Source organism: Flavobacterium sp. 5, from assembly GCF_002813295.1.
Classification (GTDB): Bacteria; Bacteroidota; Bacteroidia; order Flavobacteriales; family Flavobacteriaceae; genus Flavobacterium.
The window spans coordinates 3762688-3781823 of sequence record NZ_PHUE01000001.1; the positions used below are offsets into that span (position 1 = coordinate 3762688).

General features: G+C 30.5%; 15 protein-coding genes and 1 pseudogene. 6 read left to right on the plus strand and 10 right to left on the minus strand.

What is annotated here, in order from left to right; genetic code table 11:
- Nucleotides 1-263: 263 nt before the first annotated feature.
- The 3 genes from CLU82_RS15710 to CLU82_RS15720 are packed head-to-tail and all read right to left on the minus strand — an operon-like array spanning nucleotide 264 to nucleotide 1775.
- The gene (locus tag CLU82_RS15710; protein ID WP_100843978.1) at nucleotides 264-1220 is read right to left on the minus strand and encodes a HipA domain-containing protein; all 957 of its coding nucleotides are present in this window, start codon (nucleotides 1218-1220) and stop codon (nucleotides 264-266) included.
- Nucleotides 1213-1551 carry a HipA N-terminal domain-containing protein gene (locus CLU82_RS15715; RefSeq protein WP_100843979.1) on the minus strand — a complete coding sequence of 113 codons (339 nt, stop codon included), beginning with the start codon at nucleotides 1549-1551 and terminating at the stop codon, nucleotides 1213-1215. The genes CLU82_RS15710 and CLU82_RS15715 overlap by 8 nt, the downstream gene beginning before the upstream one ends.
- A complete protein-coding gene (locus CLU82_RS15720) occupies nucleotides 1548-1775 on the minus strand; it encodes a helix-turn-helix domain-containing protein (RefSeq protein ID WP_100843980.1) in 228 nt (75 codons plus the stop codon). The genes CLU82_RS15715 and CLU82_RS15720 overlap by 4 nt, the downstream gene beginning before the upstream one ends.
- 611 nt (nucleotides 1776-2386) lie before the next feature.
- Between CLU82_RS15720 and CLU82_RS15730 the strand changes: the two genes are divergently transcribed.
- Genes CLU82_RS15730 through CLU82_RS15735 form a run of 3 tightly spaced genes read left to right on the plus strand, consistent with a single transcriptional unit; the run spans nucleotide 2387 to nucleotide 4106 of the window.
- Nucleotides 2387-3115 (plus strand): DUF6088 family protein, encoded by a 729-nt coding sequence (locus tag CLU82_RS15730; RefSeq protein WP_100843982.1) that lies wholly within the window; start codon nucleotides 2387-2389, stop codon nucleotides 3113-3115.
- The gene (locus tag CLU82_RS21030) at nucleotides 3115-3345 is read left to right on the plus strand and encodes a hypothetical protein (protein ID WP_232735255.1); all 231 of its coding nucleotides are present in this window, start codon (nucleotides 3115-3117) and stop codon (nucleotides 3343-3345) included. Before CLU82_RS15730 ends, CLU82_RS21030 begins: the two co-directional genes overlap by 1 nt.
- Nucleotides 3333-4106, plus strand: coding sequence for a nucleotidyl transferase AbiEii/AbiGii toxin family protein (locus tag CLU82_RS15735; RefSeq protein ID WP_232735302.1), 774 nt, complete (start codon nucleotides 3333-3335; stop codon nucleotides 4104-4106). The genes CLU82_RS21030 and CLU82_RS15735 overlap by 13 nt, the downstream gene beginning before the upstream one ends.
- A gap of 255 nt (nucleotides 4107-4361) precedes the next feature.
- On the opposite strand, the gene CLU82_RS15740 is transcribed toward CLU82_RS15735, so the two are convergent.
- On the minus strand, nucleotides 4362-5231 hold the full coding sequence (locus CLU82_RS15740; protein WP_369829049.1) for a Fic family protein: 870 nt from the start codon (nucleotides 5229-5231) through the stop codon (nucleotides 4362-4364).
- Nucleotides 5214-5429, minus strand: a pseudogene (locus CLU82_RS21100) (DUF4172 domain-containing protein); the annotation flags it as partial. The pseudogene CLU82_RS21100 and the gene CLU82_RS15740, both read right to left, overlap by 18 nt.
- A 748-nt stretch (nucleotides 5430-6177) precedes the next feature.
- On the opposite strand from CLU82_RS21100, the gene CLU82_RS15745 reads away from it, so the two are divergent.
- Nucleotides 6178-7155 carry an IS110 family transposase gene (locus CLU82_RS15745; protein ID WP_100843984.1) on the plus strand — a complete coding sequence of 326 codons (978 nt, stop codon included), beginning with the start codon at nucleotides 6178-6180 and terminating at the stop codon, nucleotides 7153-7155.
- A gap of 38 nt (nucleotides 7156-7193) precedes the next feature.
- On the opposite strand, the gene CLU82_RS15750 is transcribed toward CLU82_RS15745, so the two are convergent.
- The 5 genes from CLU82_RS15750 to CLU82_RS15770 form a co-directional block, all read right to left on the minus strand.
- Nucleotides 7194-8147 carry a Fic family protein gene (locus tag CLU82_RS15750; RefSeq protein WP_100843985.1) on the minus strand — a complete coding sequence of 318 codons (954 nt, stop codon included), beginning with the start codon at nucleotides 8145-8147 and terminating at the stop codon, nucleotides 7194-7196.
- A 205-nt stretch (nucleotides 8148-8352) separates the two neighbouring features.
- The gene (locus tag CLU82_RS15755) at nucleotides 8353-8829 is read right to left on the minus strand and encodes a hypothetical protein (protein WP_100843986.1); all 477 of its coding nucleotides are present in this window, start codon (nucleotides 8827-8829) and stop codon (nucleotides 8353-8355) included.
- Nucleotides 8830-9013: 184 nt separating this feature from the next.
- Nucleotides 9014-10402: a serine hydrolase gene (locus CLU82_RS15760; protein WP_100843987.1), complete on the minus strand. Its 1389-nt coding sequence runs from the start codon at nucleotides 10400-10402 to the stop codon at nucleotides 9014-9016.
- Between the two features lie 218 nt (nucleotides 10403-10620).
- Nucleotides 10621-11439, minus strand: a complete 819-nt coding sequence (locus CLU82_RS15765; protein ID WP_100843988.1) for a hypothetical protein — start codon at nucleotides 11437-11439, stop codon at nucleotides 10621-10623.
- Between the two features lie 160 nt (nucleotides 11440-11599).
- Entirely contained in the window at nucleotides 11600-14770 is a 3171-nt protein-coding gene (locus CLU82_RS15770) for an NACHT domain-containing protein (RefSeq protein ID WP_100843989.1), read from the minus strand.
- A gap of 810 nt (nucleotides 14771-15580) precedes the next feature.
- On the opposite strand from CLU82_RS15770, the gene CLU82_RS15775 reads away from it, so the two are divergent.
- Both CLU82_RS15775 and CLU82_RS15780 read left to right on the plus strand, forming a co-directional pair.
- Nucleotides 15581-17857, plus strand: coding sequence for an ATP-binding protein (locus tag CLU82_RS15775; RefSeq protein ID WP_100845054.1), 2277 nt, complete (start codon nucleotides 15581-15583; stop codon nucleotides 17855-17857).
- Nucleotides 17857-19116, plus strand: a complete 1260-nt coding sequence (locus tag CLU82_RS15780; protein WP_100843990.1) for a DNA methyltransferase — start codon at nucleotides 17857-17859, stop codon at nucleotides 19114-19116. Before CLU82_RS15775 ends, CLU82_RS15780 begins: the two co-directional genes overlap by 1 nt.
- Nucleotides 19117-19136 lie beyond the last annotated feature (20 nt).

A 19136-nucleotide genomic window follows, 5' to 3' on the forward strand; every position in this document is an offset into this window, starting at 1 on the left:
AGGACTTGATCAATTTCTAAACTAGTGTATTGGCAGAACTCAGAGATGGATAGGAGTTCGTTTTCTTGTTTGTAAAGAGCCTCTCTAATCTTGTGATGTAATCGGATGCTTTGTCGGTAGCTTTTGCCTGTGATGCGTTGTATATCTTTTGGATAGATACACAACCTCTTCGTTATGTTTTTCATACACTCTAGGTTTGTGTATAGCTATTTCAGGACAAGACATGACTTATCGTGTCTAAATTTATGAAAAAAATCAATCGGTTAGTTTCGACCAAACAAGATGTGATATCTTTCGTCTAATAGAGTTTTGTATTTTTCTTTATAAGCTGCAGAAAGAAAAGAGTTTTCAATCCATTGGTGCGCTGTAGTTTTTTTGTTTTGAAAACGTTTGGCTATTCCTTTGATTTGTTTGTCATTTAGATCCAAGGTTTTGCCTAGTCTTTCGAAATGTTCCCATTTGAGTTTTTTCTTTTTTCCTTCAATGGTTAATGCGAGTTCTTCGGTGTCCTCTGGGTTTACGATGGCTACATTTAGCAGATCATAAGCTGGTGCTAAGATCCATTTTTCATTGCTGTGGATCATTGAAAAGTTTTTGAGGTGCATGTCGTTATTTCCTGTGAGAAAACTGAAAATAGCTAGTTCTAAAAAATACACTTTATCCAATAAGGTATTGTCGGAATACTCGTTGAGTGCTTTTCCAATTTTTTCCATTGAGCTTTTGTATTTATCAAAGGCTTCAGTGATTTGGAACATATCTAGCATATGAATCTTTTCGCCTGTAATAGTCCTGTCGATTCGTTTGGTGATATAGGATAGCTCACCTGATTGCAAACGAATAAGACTTGATTGGACGGTATTGATTCCAAATGCTTCAGCAATGCGCATAGTTAGGTGTTCATTTTCGGGCATTTCTGCGAATTGCTCAGAAGGTGGTTTGAAAATATAATTACCTCCCAAGGCACCAACAACAGTCAAACGTCCTTTGTTTTCTTCTTTGAGGGTATCTTGTACTAACGATAATGATAATTTGGGTTGTACTCCTGGAATAGCCACACTTCTTTCGACTACATTTTTGGCCAAGGATGCCATTTGTTCTAAAGTATGTTGGAAAGCAGGTTGTTGTTTGGTTCCGAAAAATTCGAGACTGCAGGTTTCGTGAAAATCATCTTGAGTATTTTCATCGAGTTCTTTATAACAGTATAGGCATTTTTTACTCATTTTCTTCTTCCTTTACAATTGGTAGTACACTTACAGCTCCGATGCAATTTTTGCAACAGGCTAACAACAATCCCATACGGTCGTTGGGGTTGATTTTCCAACTTTTAGAAGCGATATCCAATAACCAACCTTCTGGAATTAATCCCTCAAAAAAAGGAAATAACCGTTTATCGGTGTATCTTTTTGTCTGTACCGGCATCGTTACTGAAATCGGTTCTTTGGGATGCTGGGTTACATATTCAGGAGTGTATTCAAAATGGTATTCGCCCTCGTCAGTTTCGGTCAGTATTCCTGCGATATCTTCTTTGTAATAAATGGCTGCTTGTCTCATATATTATCCGAATTAGTCTTGAATAATTCTCTGGCATTTACTGGAGCCAAGGTATGTCCAAACATTTTGAGAACCTGATTCACTTTTTCAAGATTCAGATTTTCTTTACCTTGTTCTATTTTTCGAATTACGGTAAGCGCTACTCCTGCACGTTCGGCAAAGGCTTCCTGTGTCAGTTTCACTTCATTTCTTTTTTCTTTTACAAAGTCGGCTAGTGTTGTCATGATTATATGCTTTTGCAACGATTTTAAACAAATGTAGTGAATTATATGTAAAAGCATATAATTTTGACTTATTTTATGGTTCTATATGTAAAAGCATATAGTTTGATATTGTTTTCTTTGCATTTCACTTTATAAAAAGACACTAATCCAATGCAACTCGCCGCGGCTGTGGAGTAAACCCGAACCGATCGAGAAAGAGCAACCACCATAATACAGGAGGGCTTTAACTATAATACGGCTGGAATGCAGAGAAGTGGAGGAACGAAGCGCAACGAAATGAAGCTGTATTATGGTTATGGTAGCCCGACCGAACGCAGGAAGAGACTGTGTGAAGATGAGGGAGAGGAAGCAGGGGGTAAGGCTGCTTGTTTTCAAGCTGCCTTACCCCCTGCTGACGAACGTACTGTGGAATGGAGGGAGGAACGACCGACTGGAACAGCCGAACGAAACTAAGGGAACGACCGGATAGAGACTGCTTGATTGCCCGTTATTTTATGAGCACTTACTTCTTTTTAATGCTGATTGTATAGATAGTACTATGGGTACTATGTCAGGTAAATTGCGGAATAAACTTGACATTTAAAATATAATAGTTATCTTTGTTGCTTATTATGAAAGTAACAGACAAAATAGTAGCTAAAATAAATCGAATAGATACAGGAGATGTATTCGGATATGATAGTCTTGGATTAACTTCGGATGAAATTATTGCTGGTTCTAAAGCCTTAAGTAGATTAGTTGATAAAGGAGTTATTAAAAGAGCTAGAAAAGGTTATTATTATAAGCCAAAAGTTTCTGTATTTGGGGAACAAAAACCGAGAGAAGATGTTTTACTCTCTCTTTATTTGTTTGATAAGAATAAACAAGTTGCTTATATAACCGGAACTAGATTGTATAATAGACTTGGTTTGACGACTCAAGTACCTACTTCTATTCGTATTGCTTCCTTGGATAAACAAATTAAAGGTAAAGTGGGAAATGTAGTTATTAAACCTGCGAAGAGTTATGTAAAAGTTACTGCTGATACTATTAAATATTTAGAACTATTGGATGTTATTAAAGACTTGAATACCATACCTGACTTGCAAAAAAGTGATGGGCTTGTCTATTTGAAAAAAGTAATCTATAATTTTGACACTACCGAAATAAAAAAGCTGGTTACTTATGGAGCTGCTTATCCTCCTAAAGTTAGGGCTTTACTTGGAGCACTTTTGGAAGCTTTGCGAATAGAACCTATTGTTTTTTCTGTTCTAAAAAAGTCAATAAATCCTTCTAGTAGCTATGAATATGGCATTAACTCAACGATGCTTACTACCGCTAACACTTGGAATATAGTATAATGAATCTACATTTAGATAAAGACAATTTTGAAGGTGCTATTGTTGCTACCGCTGATTATTTTGAAATTCCAGAGATTTTTATTGAAAAGGATTATTGGGTAACTTATGCTTTGCATCAATTGTTTCATTCTGAAGTGAAAGATTTGATTGTTTTTAAGGGGGTACTTCATTATCCAAATGCTATGGTGTTATTAAGCGATTTTCGGAAGATATTGATATCGTTGTTGTGAAGAATGATACTGATACTGGAAATGTTTTAAAAAATAGATTGAAAGACATTACAAATGTAATTGATAAATCTCTTCTTGAGGTTGTACTTAATGATCCGAATACTAATAAGAAAGGCAGTATTCGAAAAATTATTTATTCCTATCCAAAGGTTGGTGTAAAAGGTCTTTATGGCGAAGTAAGAGAAAATATTGCTTTGGAAGTTTCTCATTTGGGTAATGCGGAACCTAATGTTGTACAACCTATTCGTACTTTGATTGCGGATTATATTAAAATTACACCCAATATTGAATTAATTGCTGGGTTTGGATTAGAAGATTTTCAGGTACAAGCTTTGTCAGTTGAGCGCACTTTTTGTGAAAAGATAATTGGCCTGGTTCGTTTTTCTTATATTGAAAATCCTTTGGAGGATTTGTCTAACAAAGTACGTCATACTTATGATTTGCATTTATTGATACAACTTGACTCTATAAAAGACTTTGTATATTCAACTTCTTTTGATACAATGTTATTACAGGTTGCCAAAGATGATGATAAAGCAATTCCTAACGACAAAAATTGGTTGTATCAACACCCGAAAGAAGCACTAATTTTTAGTAAAACTGCTACTGTTTGGGACACTCTAAAAAAGACCTACACTGGTTCTACATTTACCGAATTAATTATCGGGAAAGCTTTACCGCCTGATGAAAATGAGGTTTTGGGAACTTTGTTGTTTCTTTCTAAACGTATTGAAAGAATAGAGTGGGATGTTGAGAAATAAACGATTTAGTATTTATTGAAATCTAAATATTTTTTAAATGTAACTATTTGTTTATGTTTTGTTTATAGAAAATTTCGAGTCGCAAGCATTAGCTGTGAACTTACTATTTTGTAACAAATTAAGTAAATATTTGTTACAAAATAAATGTTTGTTAATTTGCCTTTTTTGTGGTAAAATAATAGTAAAGAATCTATTAAATTAGTCGGAGAAGGGGATTGCTTGGATTGTAAATTTTAAATACATAAGACTAAATAATTACTCTAAATTGAGTTGATAGGCAATAGATCGTCTGGCACCGATTTTTATAAAGGCACTGCTTTCTGCTAATTCTTGTAAATCTCTAGTTGCGGTGGCTTTAGAGGTTTTATTAATAGACATGTATTTCTTAGCAGTCATACCTCCTTGAAATCCTTTTTCGCCTTGATCCATCATTTTTGTTATGGCTTTTAGCTGTCGTTCATTGAGATCATTTTTGAATTTTTCGAAAAACTTGGTTTTCTTCAGGGCGAAGAGAATAACTGTTTTGGTATCTGTTACGGCTTCAGATAGTATGTTGAAAAAATAAATAATCCAATCGGTAATATGTAAGTCACACAGGGCTTTTTTAAGTTCGGAGTTGTATTGTGCTTTATTCTTTTCAATTACTTTTGAAAGACTTATAAAAATAAGAATGTCTAATTTTTCGACTAGGGCTCGTCCTATACGTCCGTTGTCGTCTTCAAAAGGATGTAGTGTTTCAAAATACAAATGGGTAATGGCCGAAAGTATCATAGCTTCTCCAATTTTACCTACTTCTGTTTTTGAAAAATTCTGATACCAATGAAAAAAGTGGTTCATTAAATTAGGTAGGTCCTTTGAGGGAGGTGCTTCGTAATATACTATGAAGTTTCCATAACTTCCCGAAATGACTTGCATGGGTTCGGTACCAGAGCGGTATTTTCTTGCATTGATTCCTTTTTCAGCATTCATCAGTAGCTCGTGCCAGTGTAATAATAACGATTCATCCAAAGGTTTTGCATACGTATTTTGTACCTCAATCATCAATTGGGCGATGGCATTTGCTTTATTGTTTTTGGTGTTTTGATGAAAGTCTTTGATTCCCAAATTAAGTTTGAGTGATGACATTATTTCTTCGCGGCTAAAATATTCGCCTTCAATTTCAGACGTTTTTAAAGCTTCGACCAGCATTATTTCAATAAAAATCTCCTGTTTTGTTGCCTCCGAAAAACCCATAAGGAGTCCGTTGGCTTCGCCTACTGCTAAAGCAAAATTTTTTATAATTGGTTGGATGTTACTTTCATCAAAAGTAAAATCAGGAAAGTTTTTGAATTGCCAACTCTACATGGTGAGCCGATTAAAAGTGTTATTCGGCTCAAATACACTAAAAATATGAGCTGATTAGGTTGTCTAATTGGCTCAAGATTGTGTTGAAATAGAAACTAGACTGTTTTTAATGAATCAGTTACCATAATTTTCGCAAGCGGGATGTAATTACTAGTTGAGGATAATTAACTGAAGTATTACTAAATCAAAAGGCTATTACCGATATAAGGTAGTTAATATCAATTTCATTTTCAAAAACTGCAATTTCTATCTTTTGGTTTAGCCTCAATAAACCATCGATATTACCATTATATTTTTGGTAAATCCTTAATTGTTAGATATTTATGCGGTTTCTCATAAAATAACTGCTAACGTCTTGGCGCTACAAGAGGTTTGGGATTAAAGAGGCGAGTTTTTTCCATTATGCCCACCCGAGCGATAGCGAACTGACGAAGTAAATTTTCCAAATACAAAACCATCTTCAAATTCAGCCAAATACCCAAATCTCTTGTAACGGCTCCTATGTTTGTAATTTATTATATTTAAGTAATTTAAAATCTAAAATTGAAAGAACAAATGAGCAGAACAAGATATTGTAACGGCTTAGGCATTATAGCTTCACTAACATGATTATCCCTGCTCATTTCTTGCTTCAAACCGTACAGTTTATTTGAACAAAAAGTTCGTGCTAGGATCGTTGGTTGTATTGCAAGACTTGTTCTATCAATAAAAAATAAAAGTAAAGAAAATGGAAAACAAAAACAACTATTGTGGTATTGATGTTTCGAGCGAAACATTAGATGCTTATTTTAAGAATAAGAAAGGTATTGAACAACATTTGCAAGTTTCCAATTCGGTATCTGGATTTAGAGAATTGATAAAAGAAACAGGAAAAGAAACTCACTTTGTTATGGAATCAACAGGTGTTTATCATTTGAGTTTTATATTCTTTTTGAATACCAAAAATATAAAATTTAGTGTTGTGAATGCCCTTCAAATCAAGCGTTACATTCAAATGCATTTAGAGCGCAATAAATCGGATAAGAAAGATGCAAAACGGATCTATGAATATGGATTAGATCGTCATCCAGAATTGTATCAAATGCCTGACAACACTTACTTTGAATGTCGTTCTTTAAATAATTGTATACACGATTTAACCAAAGAAGTCACCAAGTTCAGCAATCATATACATAGCTTAAAGAAGTGTCCTTTTGATACGAAATCGGTAGAGAAAAGCTTTGATAAAATCATCAAAAAACTAAGAGAAGAGAAGCAAAATTTAGAACTTGAGTTACAAGAAAAACTCGTTGAATGGGAAGGAGAAACTTTAAAATTAGTACAGAGTGTAAAAGGAATTGGAACTAGGGCATCAGCCGAATTAATTATCTATACTAAAGGGTTTAAAGATATGAATTCCTATAAACAATTGATCTCGTATGCAGGGTTAAGTCCCACCGAATATCAAAGTGGAAGTAGTATAAGAGGAAAGGTTAGAATCTGTAAACAAGGAGGAAAACAACTACGTAACATCTTATATATGTGCGCGCTAAATGCAAAGAAAACCAATGCACATTGTAGTGCATTATATGACCGATTAGTAGCTAATGGAAAGAACAAAAAAGTAGCTCTAATTGCAGTGTGCAATAAGCTGCTGAAAATTGTATTTGGAGTAGTCAAAAACAGAACTTTATACCAGAATATTTATTTACAAAAAACGGCTTAAAAATTAGTTTTTTTACACAGTTCATGTTGTGCGTAGTATTAATTTTTCTTATATGTTGTTGTTTTTTTATCTCCATTTTTTGTTATGATTCTATTTTCAACAGCTTTTTTTAAATCTCTACTCGCTGTTGCAGATGATAAATCTTTGAAATAATTTAAATAATCTTTTCTTGTAAATTCATCTACAAAATTTTCAATAAAAACTTGAATTCTATCTTCATTAGAAAGCTTTTTTACTGAATTTTCTAAAAGTTCATTTAAAGATTGTTCTATTATACTCAACATATATTCAATGAATTTTGTTGATTTACCTTCTTTATCGGAAGCAGATAATGCACTATAGTATGCTGATTGATTTTTTGATATTAATGTTTCAAAAGGCAAAAAAGCAAAAACTGGATATTCGTCCATTAAAATTAAAGTTTGCCATAATCTTCCCATTCTTCCGTTTCCATCCATAAAGGGATGAATGAATTCCATTTCATAATGAAAGACACAGCTTTTAATTAATGAAATTTCAGATTTGTCCTTTAAGTACTGAAATAAATCTTTCATTAAAAATGGGACATTTTGATACGGAGGAGCAATATGCTCAACTTTAGAACCTTTTACAATTCCAACACCTTTTATTCTATATTTTCCTGAATTTTCAATAAGATCTTTCATTAACATTTTATGAGCTTTTAAAAAATCTTTTTCAGAATGATATTTAAGTTCATTTAAATTTTTATAAACCTCCAAGGCATTCAGTACTTCGATTATATCTTTTTGAGGCCCGACAACTCTTTTGTTTTCTAAAATTGCCGTAATTTGTTCTTCAGATAAAGTGTTTCCTTCAATACTTAATGAAGAATGAATTGTTTTTATTTGATTTTGTTTTCGCAATGTTGGATTAGTTTTTACTAAATATTTTGCATTTACTTCTCCAATCTTTTCAGAAATTGAAGATACGAATTTTAATATTTGCGAAGTTATTTCGTATGGAGGTTTCATATTTTGATACTATCATTTGATACTATCAAAAGTATAAATTTAATTCGATTTTTGATATTATGTTGGGAAATATTACGCACAACGTCTTGGTGCTTGTCGTGGTTGGGGATTTCGAAGCCGAGTATTTTCGGTTAAACGAATATATGAATAAAAACGTTGATTCCACTAAAACCCCAATCACGACAAACGGCTGTTATGCGTTCGTTTATTTTTTTTTAGTCCAAATGTTTGCAACTTCAAAATGTCGGTAAAAGATTATCCAATTAGTTTCTTCGGAAAGTATTGTAACGTCATCTGAGCTTGGATACAAAAAATCAGTCCAATATTTTAAGAAAATTGATTTTGAAGTTTTCAATGTAATATTGTTTTTCCAAGTTACTATTATTTCTTCATTCCAAGGTTCAAGTAATAATTGTAGTTTACTTCTAAATCTTTCTACTTTCAAATTGTTTTCTGCATTTGTGCTTATCCAATCTGTTTGAGTATATTTTTCTATTAAGTTCTGTTCAATTTCGAAGTATTTAATAATCTTATTTAACCGTTTGGATTCAGATTCAGAAACGGGCTGAATTTGGCTTTTTTCCAATTCAGAAATTTCAGAATTATGATTTCTTTCCCATCTCCATCCTAATTCAAAATCCTTCAAAGGAATAAATTCTGAAACTTCAATATTTATTTTCAATGTTCCGTTTTTTTAAATGATGCACCCGTCCTGGCGCTACAAGAGGTTTAGGATTAAAGATGCGAGTTTTTTCCATTATGCACACCCGAGCGATAGCGAACTTACGAAGTAAATTTTCCAAGTACAAAACCATTTTTAAATTAAGCCTAATGCCCAAATCTCTTGTAACGGCTGGTGGCAGTTTTTATTTCGTCCGTTTTGCTTCTATCTTCTTTCCATTCTGTAATAAAAACAAATTTGAAATTTCTCCTTTTTCGTTCTTTTCAAACTGAATTTGTGCATCTACTACTTTATAGAAAAATAACATTTCACTTTCTACAAATATCGGAAACGTATTTTGTCCTGTCAATTGTGAAAATAGTTGGTCTTTATCTAATGAAATTTTGATTTCAAAATCTTTTTCAACCTGATAATTCCCAACAAACTTTTGAAGTTCTTCAGTTGTAATAATAATTTCTTTTCTGATTTTTTGCACAGGCAATGGTTTATTATATAGAATATTTCTAATTGCTTTAGAAGGAATTGACACGTTGTTGTGATTTTGAAGTATTATTATTGTTTTATCATTCGTAATATGTCTATCGATAAAAGTTACATAACCTGGCCAACCCCCATTATGGTTTGCAATTTTCCCAAAATCAGCATTTTCTTCAATTCCCCAACCAAAACCATAATTCCTTTTAGCTCCGTCTTTCAAAGTTGCTACTTCAAAAACTGCTTTCATTCCCTCTTTTGTGAGTAATTTATTGGTGTATAATACTCTATCCCAAATCAATAAATCCTTTACAGTTGAATTAACTGTTCCGTCTCCAACAATACCATCAAGCCAAATAACCATTTTAGTTTCTTTCAATTCGTCTGGTAAAACATATTTTTTCAAACTATCTGAGTAAACATATCCAAAAGCATAATTGTCAATTTTCTTTGGCGATAATCTACGAGTGTACACAAAGGTATTTTTCATTTTCAACGGTTTGAAAATAGCTTTTTTTAGATAGTCAGCGTATGTCAAACCCGATACTTTCTCAATTATTGATGCCAATAGTGCATAGCCCGTGTTGCTATATTCCCATTTAGTATTTGTCTCAAATAATATTTTTGGTTGATGATTACTAAATATATTAATTATGTCTTTGTTAGTGGCAATTTTAGATTTGTCAAATAAACTATCCATAAGCTGCATATAGTCTGGAAGACCTCCAGTATGATTTAATAAGTTTCTTACAGTTATACCTTTATAAAAAGAAAGTTCGGGTAAGTATTTTTGGATGTCATCGTCCAAATTCAACTTCCCTTTTTCTTTAAGTATCATTATCCCCATAGCTGTGAACTGCTTTGAACAAGATGCCAATTCAAAAATCGAATTTTCGTTCAATTTATCTTTTGTTGTTTCGTTTGCAAGTCCAAAACTATGGCTATAAATAACTTTCCCTTTTTCTGCAATTAGAAAATTTCCATTGATTTTCTCTTTTGAATAAAGAGAATTGAGTAAACTGTCAATTTTTTGAATTCTGTCTTGTCCAAATGTAAGATGCCCAATTAAAAGAAGTCCGATTGTAATGGCTAATTTCATTTTTTTATTTTTTGTTAATTAATGTAGGTGAGATGTCTCGCAAAATTGCCACCAACGTCTTGGTGCTACAAGAGGTTTGGGATTAAAGATGCGAGTTTTTTCCATTATGCACACCCGAGCGATAGCGAACGGACGAAGTAAATTTTCCAAATACAAAACCATCTTTAGATTCAGCCAAATGCCCAAATCTCTTGTAACGGCTCCTATGTTGGCAGTAGTTATTTTTTTGAGTTTTCGTCTATTTCATTTATTATTTTTTCAAAATCTGTTAAATCTCCAATTTGCATAAAGTTCATATCTTCTCTTTCAAATTTTTTATAATTTTCAAAATTCCGATAAGCTAAAAGATATTGTTCAATCGGGTTTTCATTATTATCGTGTTTTTGAATAAATATTCTTTCGACTTTTTCTAAATAGTATTTTCTGAACAAAATAGAGTAGGCAGTTTTTCCTTTATTATTTTCATAAGGAACGAACAAGTCGTTGTAACCTTCTGGTAATTTTGTTGATATTTTACTAATTCCTTTACCAAACTTACACTTTCGCTTGCTGTTATGAAGTTTTTTATCAGGAAAAAGTGTGTGAACTATTTTTGTGTTTTTATATGTTATTAAATGATATTTTTCTGATTGATTATAATTATAATATCCTGTGTATTTATCAAAAACATCAGGTTTGTTATTCTTTGTTATGTTTTTGTTTTCTTCACAAAAAATGGTGTCAGCAATTTTTACATAATCAATTATTGGCATCATTCTCGGATTAAACTTGCTTGGATTGTCAAGTTTTAAATTCTCTATTTCGTTAGGAATCCAATAGTTTTTGAAAGATAAAAAACTATGTCTTTCATTTAGATGTTTAAAACCTGTATCTAAATTTCCTTCAACAAATATTAGCTTATTATTTTTTGAAATTGTTTTAATTGAAATTTGTGTAGCATTTCCATTTATAACAGTTGCATCATAATAATATTCCCAATTAGATTCCGCTTCATTTTCAATAATAGTTAATTCCTCTTTTGTGAATAAATTTTCCATTTTTTCGATTTTGCGGGATAATTACTGCCAACGTCCTGTCGCTACAAGAGGTTTGGGATTAAAGATGCGAGTTTTTTCCATTATGCACAAATTTTCCAAGTATAAAACCATCTTTAAATTCAGCCAAATGCCCAAATCTCTTGTAACGGCTTAGCCATAGTTATTTTTTCATTAGTATTGAAAGTAATTCTATTGTTGAAATTATTTTCTTTGTTTGTTTACCTTCTGTAATGAATTTTAATAATTCTTCTTTATAAATTGGATTTACAAAAGTTTTCACATCCTTAAATTTATTGTCTTTTTCATTAATTATAATCAATTCTTCTTTCAAAAGATTAACTAAATCTTTACCATTTACGCCAAATGAATTTATTTTCCCAAATTGATTTGGTTCTAAAACTATCCAATCTGTTAGGCGTTTAAATTTTCCATTTGAATAAAAAATGCGTATAAAACTCTCAAGCAATATTTTTGATTTTTTTAAAGTATTTTCTTGTAATTCATTGTTTATTTCATAAGCCAAATCTAAACTGTTATCTTCATTGTTGCAATTAATAAAGTTGACTTTTGGAATTGATGTAGTTTTTATATTTTGGCCTAATCCTTCAAAATTACAGTTGTAAAAGAAAGTGTTTTTATCAATATTGCATTCCCAAAATAGGTTATAATGTATGAAGTCACAATTATGAAATGTTATCCCAGAGAAATTAAAACGCAATTTAGACTCTAAACTGTTTATAAACATTAGTTTAACATTGTTTAATACATTATTCCCAGATGAAAATAAATCAATAAGTAATTTGGTATTATGTTCTCTGCTATTTGAATTAAACTGAATATTTATAGATATAGCTAAGTTAAATAAGCCCGATATAGCTTTTCTTTTAATTTTATAATTTTCTATTTTAAAATCAATTATTTGTTCAATTAAATCACGTAATTTAAGAATGTTATCTTCTGTCCAACTTTCTGTATTCTTTACTATATAACTTATTGTATCGGATCCGTGTGTTAATTTTTGTCCAATGAGGTTAATTAAATCAAAATCTATAGGATTTTCATCATCAATCTCTAACATTTTCCTTAAAAAAAGACTAGTGAAATAATTTTCGAAAAAATCGTATTTGAAAGAAAATATTTTATTTTCTTTTGTGAATAATAAAAATGGATGTGTTTGAAGTGATTTAATTGTATTATCGTCTATATCTTTCAATTTTAAAGAGTTAATTACAAATGTTTTAAGCTCATCTTCTCTAATAAAACCTTTATTGTAAATTGCAAGATGATTAAAAATGACAATTTGGGAATCAACTTTTATTTGCTTTACTCTTTTTTCTTCTCGTTCACAAATTCTATAAATTATATAATCAATCTTGTTGGTTTGATTTAGCCAATTTGATTCAACTGTATTATCAGAAAATAAGACTTCTTGATCACTTTCAACTATTTCTTTTATTATATCTAATACAAAAGGGTGATAAAATGCTATATTATTTTCATTAGGAATATTAAAATCCTCTGAAATAGTAATTGCTTTTTTTTCCTTCCTTTCATCTGTTTTAAAGCTTTTCTTAAAAAATTTATTTCTTCTATCAACGTCAAAAGGTTGTAATTCAATTGACTTAATTGATTTATCTATAATATTAGTATTGTCCCAAAAAAATGTTCTTGAAGTAATGACAATTTTTGTGTTTCCCAAACCAGAATTAGAACTTATGATAGAATTAAAGAAATGGTCTATATCTAAATAAACAGAACGTGATACAATTTCTTCAAGTCCATCAACAATCAAAAGCAAGTTGCCAGCATCCATACTTAATGAAAACAAATCCTTATCGATGGAACTCTCTCTTGATGAATTTGATGCAATATATAAGTTGTATAAGTCTAATTTTTCACCTGTCCTTTGTTGCTTATTTAATTGTTCTTGAATCTCAAAAGAATCTATAAACAAAACGTTTCTTCTATTTGTTTTACTATACTCGTCAGAAATATATTTTGCAAAAGTTGTTTTTCCAATTCCTGCAGTACCTTTTACAACAAGAATAGGACTATCAGGCTCATCAAACCACTTTTTTATATTTAAATTATCACTTTTATAATTTGGCTCAATAAAGTTTTTTATGTTTAAATACTTTTCTTCATCATTATCAAGATATTTCTCAATCAAACCTTCAATGAATTCATCTACATAGTAGATATTTAAAGGTTTAAATAATGACTGAATATTGTTTATTCGTTTATCAAAGTTTATCTGCGATTTTTCTTTAGGAATGAAAATAATTGTATTATTCTTAAAAATTATTGGATGTTTTTGTTTAAGAAATTCTAATGTTTTAGTTTGAATAATACCTTCATATAAATATAAATAGAATGTAACATTTTTTTTCACTTTATCTTCCTCACGAATTAAATGAAAACCTATCTTGCTTTTTTTACTTTCGTAAATCTCAATCTCTTCAATTGAATTAGATGTAGTATAATTAGATATAATCTTTTTAAAAAGTTTATAACCTCTAAATTGATTGTTATTTAATTCTTTTGGGTCTTTTATTTTTAAAATATATTCCCCTCCTTTATGATTTTTGTCTATAAGAGGATATCCTTGAGGTTTTTGTAAAATATTTAAGTCAAATCTCAATTTGACGAATTCTATAATTGAACCAAGCCTAATATCCTCTTTGGCATTTGATAGAAATTCAATTATACTTTCACCAAAATAACTATTCTCTCCTTTACTTCCACAGTATGTAACTTCTCTTCCAGAAGTCAATGCCCATCTGGAACTATACTCGTCTAAGTTAATTGATTTATATTTAGCTGGATTCGTCAAAAGTAGAGTTGTTGCAAAACAACAATCGGATAATATTACTAAATGTTTAGAATTAATTTTTGAAACTAAGTCCAGAATAGTTTCATTTCCCAACCAGTTTGTGTGATTATCTTGATGTCCATCGGAAGGTATCCAAAAACCTCTATTAGCACTTTTCTTAAAACCTCCATGACCTGAAAAATATATTATTAGACTATCATTTTCATCTAAAATTTGCGAGTAATTTTCTAATTCATTTTGAATATTAAGATTAGTTGCATTTTCATTTATTAATTCTGTTATAAAATCATTTTCAAAAAAAAATTTTTCTAGTAATACAAATTTTAAATCTTGTACATCTTTAACACAAGTAGTAAGCAAACTACCTTCTCCTATAAATTTTGGATATCTGTCTATACCTATTAATAATAGATGGTTTCTCATTTTTTTTTTATAATTATGGCTAACTAGTATATAGGCGAAATAAAACTTCTCATATATTCCCATTCCTGGTTGCATTGGTGAAGTTTTGTTTCGCTTTCGTTTGTTTCAAATATATTGTTTTTTTCTTACAAAGCATCAATTTATTCTAAAACAAAAAAAGAGGTTCATCACTCTATCCCACTGTTTTCTCCTCGTTCTCCAGCTATCATTAAGATGTATGTATCTCATACGATCATAAAATTTCCCTCTGAGCCTCAAACCAACAATCGATAGTACAACTAACCCTATTATTTCATACCACTGTATTTTATCCTAGATTTAATTATGAATCAAACCTATAATTTTATAGAATCAGTAACAAACAGTACAGTGTGGGATTCAGGAATTGAATACTATAATTGGAGTACAAAAAAATAAGGATTGTATCTCATATTTATGGAAACTCTTCGTATATGTAGGAAAATAGAGAAACACTATATGAACATTTTCATTGAAATTCTCAAAACCAATGAGCACATTTACATTTTCTAAAAAGTAACCCAAGAAATTTTAAGACCTAAATAATCTGGACATATATAAATTTATGAATAATAAGTTTGTTATGATTTTAAAATAGATTATAAGAGTTTAAAATTGTAAGGATCAGAATGTCATTTAATTATAAAAATCAATTGCAGAGGAGGTGATAATTCCTAATTTTAGTTGCTCATTTTTGCATAATATAGCAGGACAATAGACTGCAATTTTTTACATTTATTTTTTTATGAGAATCTATTTTTATATACATAACTTAAAAAGCAATAATGTATATTTGGTGAAATTTTTTATTGAAATAATATGTTAAACACAATATGTTTCATTTCTTTTAAATAATTAACAATGGACATGGAGAAAATATTTGAGGAATTATTACTTGCAAATACAGCTAAAGAAGTTACAGACTTACTTGAAAATTTAATTGACAATTTTAATGTTCAATGGAACCCAGTAGGTGGATACAAAGATAATATAGCAACTATTAATATTGGTACTGATCCTGCAGCGGGATTAGCCGAAAGAATGACTAATGCAATAGATGCGGTTATGGAACTTGAATGGCAAAATCAAGGACAACCAAATAATTTTACAAGCCCTAGAATTGCAGCAGAAAATTGGTTTAATCTAAAGGAAGGGAAGTTAAGAAACATAGATAATGCGCTAGATAAAAAGATTCAAGAACTAGCAAAAAAAATTAAAGTAACACTTAGGGATTCAGAAAGAGAAAATTACCCGACTGTAGAGATTAGAGACCAAGGCATTGGAATTAAAGCAGATGATTTTTCTAAAACAATTCTAAGTTTACATGGACAAAATAAAATATCTAAATTGTTTTTAATGGGTGCTTATGGTCAAGGTGGTTCTACTGCCTTATCATATAATAATTATACAATAATTGCATCCAAACCAGCAAAAGGAGAAAAAAAATTTACTGAAGAAGTAAGCTGGACGATTGTACGTATAAATCCTGGTAATATAGATTCAGATAAATTAGAATGGTTTGAGTATTGTGTCGATAAAAGTAATGGCCAGCCTTTTAATTTAAAAATAAATGATAAAATATTTAAACACGGTACTTTAATACGTCATATCGGTATGGACTTAGGTAAATACACCGCTAAAATTACCGGTCCAACATCCTCTTTATGGTACCTAGCTCATCATTATCTTTTTGACCCAATCATTCCAATTACTATAAGTGGAGAAAGAAAAAAAGACTTAAATCAAGGCAAAATTGAAAACCGAAGTATTTTTGGAAATAATAGGCGATTAACTCGTGGAGGAGGCGATGAAAAGAATCTTACGCAGTACCAAAATGAAGTTAATTTAACCTTCAAAGATGGAAAAGTTACAATTTATTATTGGGTTCTTACATTGGAAGGCTCTGATAAACCAATGGATAGAATCAAGAATTACTGTTTATCTTCGCAGCCCATTATTATTACATTTAATGGACAAAAACAAGGTAGCTTAAGTAGCTCTATTATTAAATCTGATTTAAAATTGCCATTTATCGAAAAATATTTAGTTGTGCAAATTGAATGTGATGGATTGGATAATGAATCAAAACGTCATTTATTTAGTAGTACGAGAGAATCATTGCGGGACACTTCTATTTTGGAAGAATTAAAAAAGTTAGCAATAGATACATTAAAAGAAGATGATAAGTTAAAATTTCTTGACAAAGAAAGAAAAGATAGATATTTAAAGAAAGATGTAACAGAATCTTTAGATAAACTTCGAAAAAAATTAGCTAATAGAATAAATGTTTATTTCAAAGCTGCTGGCAGTGGAATAGAAGTAAAAGCTTCTGAAACTAAAGAGTCTGTTAAAAATAAAAAACAACAGCCAATTCCTTTTAACGATCCACCAACATTTCTAGAAATAACGACCGAGAAAGACAAAGAAGTTTACGTTGGTAAAATATTTAGTGTTAAATTTAAAACTGATGCACATCCAAGTTATTTTACAAATCCAGATGCTTTCCTCGCTGTTATTGAACCTCATTCTTTTGGTAGTTTCACTGGTTCAGCCAGAGTAATTGACGGATATGGAATTGCATATTTTAAAGCTAGGGATACGAATGAGTCTCAAACTAAAGGTTCTATAACTTTAGAACTTAGACCTCCGAGACAAAAAACTTTAAGTGATTCTATTAATGTGATTGCAGTTGATTCTGAATCTGATGTAAATTCAAAAAAAACAGGAGATAAAAATGTTCCAAATATCCAAATTCATAATATAAATGAAGATGATGCATATTATAAAGATTCTGATTGGAATTCTGATACTGTAGCTGATGTAGATATAAGCAGTGACGCAGTTGATATATTTATTAACGATTCCAATAGGCATTTGACAAAATTAATTACAAGAGCTCAACAATATAGCACAGCCTCTGTTGAGTCCATAAAGAATAGATATAGGGAGCATATTGGATTTTGTGCTTTCATGATAAGCCAGAATAAAATTGAAAATAGTTTAAAAAATGACGAAGGACATGCATTGTCACAAGAAAATATTGATTTAATTAAAAAAGCTGATTTAGCAAATGCTTGTGAAACGATTGTTGACATGATTAATGATTTTTTTCAAGTAATTATAACAGAAAGTGTAGAAGAATAATGGTTTCAGATAATATCCCAACTCCGTGGTCCAAACTTAACGCAAGAGATTTTGACTCATGGCATTCAATGTGCTCATATTTAGGAGCATTTCCACCCCCGCTCGCAAATTATTTTATACAATATTTTTCTAATGAAGGTGATCTTGTTTATGATCCATTTTCTGGTCGAGGAACAACCATCTTAGAATCAAGGATTTTAAATAGAAATTCTCTAGGGACAGATTTAAATCCAATAGCTTTGGCGTTAAGTGAAGCTAAAAACTGTAATTTGACCAAAGAAGATATTTATTCAAGAATTGATGAGCTCGAAGAAAAATATGATTACGCATTATACCAACCTGAAGCGATAGCGCAATCAGATGAAATTCACCTCATTTTTCATCCTAAAACGTTAGCACAATTATGCTATTTAAGGAGAAAATTACTTAAGTCAGAGAAACAGATTGATAAATATTTAATCGGGATTACTCTTGGTATACTCCATGGAGGTGAAAGAAAAGACACAACCTCTGCTTATGCTTCTATTGACATGCCAAACACTTTTAGCATGTCTCCTGAATATGTTCGCAGATACGTTCAGACTAAACAATTGAATAGAATTGAAAGAAATATTTTCAATCTATTAAAGGAAAAAACAGATAGAATTTATAAAAAACATACACCTTTAGGTGGAAAAGGTTTTATTTTAAAAGCAAATGTAAAATCATTATCCAAATATCAAGAATTGCAACAATATAAAAATTCTGTAAGTTTGGTACTTACATCTCCTCCATATCTTGGTATTGTAAATTATGCCAAACAAAATTGGATTCGCTCCTGGTTTATGGATCAAGACCCTATAGCAGTTTCTAAAGAATTAGATGACGACTTAAATTTAGATGAATGGATTGAATTCTCTAAATTAGCAATAGTAGAATTAAAACAATTTTTAAAAGAAGATGGAGTGGCTGTTTTTGTTATTGGAGATGTTGCAAAATCAAAAAATAGTGTTATATCTTTAGCAAGAGAATTTTGTTTAATGATTAATGAAAACAAGTTTTTTAAAAATGTTTGGTGTATAAATGACGTCATAACTAGTTCTGATAAAACTACTAGAATTTGGGGAGATAAAAAAGGAATTGCGACAACAACGGATAGAATAGTTATTTTGTCAAACATAGATCCTTTCGAAAAGTTTAAGAGCAAAAATCAAATTGAAAAATTGAATTTAGAATCTGTTGAAGAAATTACTAAATACTTTATAGGAAATTATAATTAAACTTTAAATTTAAAAAAATA

What these genes read in the sequence shown, in the direction of transcription:
- CLU82_RS15710 (WP_100843978.1), bottom strand. Translation starts at nt 1,220, where the DNA reads ATGAGTAAAAAATGCCTATACTGTTATAAAGAACTCGATGAAAATACT.
- CLU82_RS15715 (WP_100843979.1), bottom strand. Translation starts at nt 1,551, where the DNA reads ATGAGACAAGCAGCCATTTATTACAAAGAAGATATCGCAGGAATACTG.
- CLU82_RS15720 (WP_100843980.1), bottom strand. Translation starts at nt 1,775, where the DNA reads ATGACAACACTAGCCGACTTTGTAAAAGAAAAAAGAAATGAAGTGAAA.
- CLU82_RS15730 (WP_100843982.1), top strand. Translation starts at nt 2,387, where the DNA reads ATGAAAGTAACAGACAAAATAGTAGCTAAAATAAATCGAATAGATACA.
- CLU82_RS21030 (WP_232735255.1), top strand. Translation starts at nt 3,115, where the DNA reads ATGAATCTACATTTAGATAAAGACAATTTTGAAGGTGCTATTGTTGCT.
- CLU82_RS15740 (WP_369829049.1), bottom strand. Translation starts at nt 5,231, where the DNA reads ATGTCATCACTCAAACTTAATTTGGGAATCAAAGACTTTCATCAAAAC.
- CLU82_RS15745 (WP_100843984.1), top strand. Translation starts at nt 6,178, where the DNA reads ATGGAAAACAAAAACAACTATTGTGGTATTGATGTTTCGAGCGAAACA.
- CLU82_RS15750 (WP_100843985.1), bottom strand. Translation starts at nt 8,147, where the DNA reads ATGAAACCTCCATACGAAATAACTTCGCAAATATTAAAATTCGTATCT.
- CLU82_RS15760 (WP_100843987.1), bottom strand. Translation starts at nt 10,402, where the DNA reads ATGAAATTAGCCATTACAATCGGACTTCTTTTAATTGGGCATCTTACA.
- CLU82_RS15765 (WP_100843988.1), bottom strand. Translation starts at nt 11,439, where the DNA reads ATGGAAAATTTATTCACAAAAGAGGAATTAACTATTATTGAAAATGAA.
- CLU82_RS15770 (WP_100843989.1), bottom strand. Translation starts at nt 14,770, where the DNA reads ATGCAACCAGGAATGGGAATATATGAGAAGTTTTATTTCGCCTATATA.
- CLU82_RS15775 (WP_100845054.1), top strand. Translation starts at nt 15,581, where the DNA reads ATGGAGAAAATATTTGAGGAATTATTACTTGCAAATACAGCTAAAGAA.
- CLU82_RS15780 (WP_100843990.1), top strand. Translation starts at nt 17,857, where the DNA reads ATGGTTTCAGATAATATCCCAACTCCGTGGTCCAAACTTAACGCAAGA.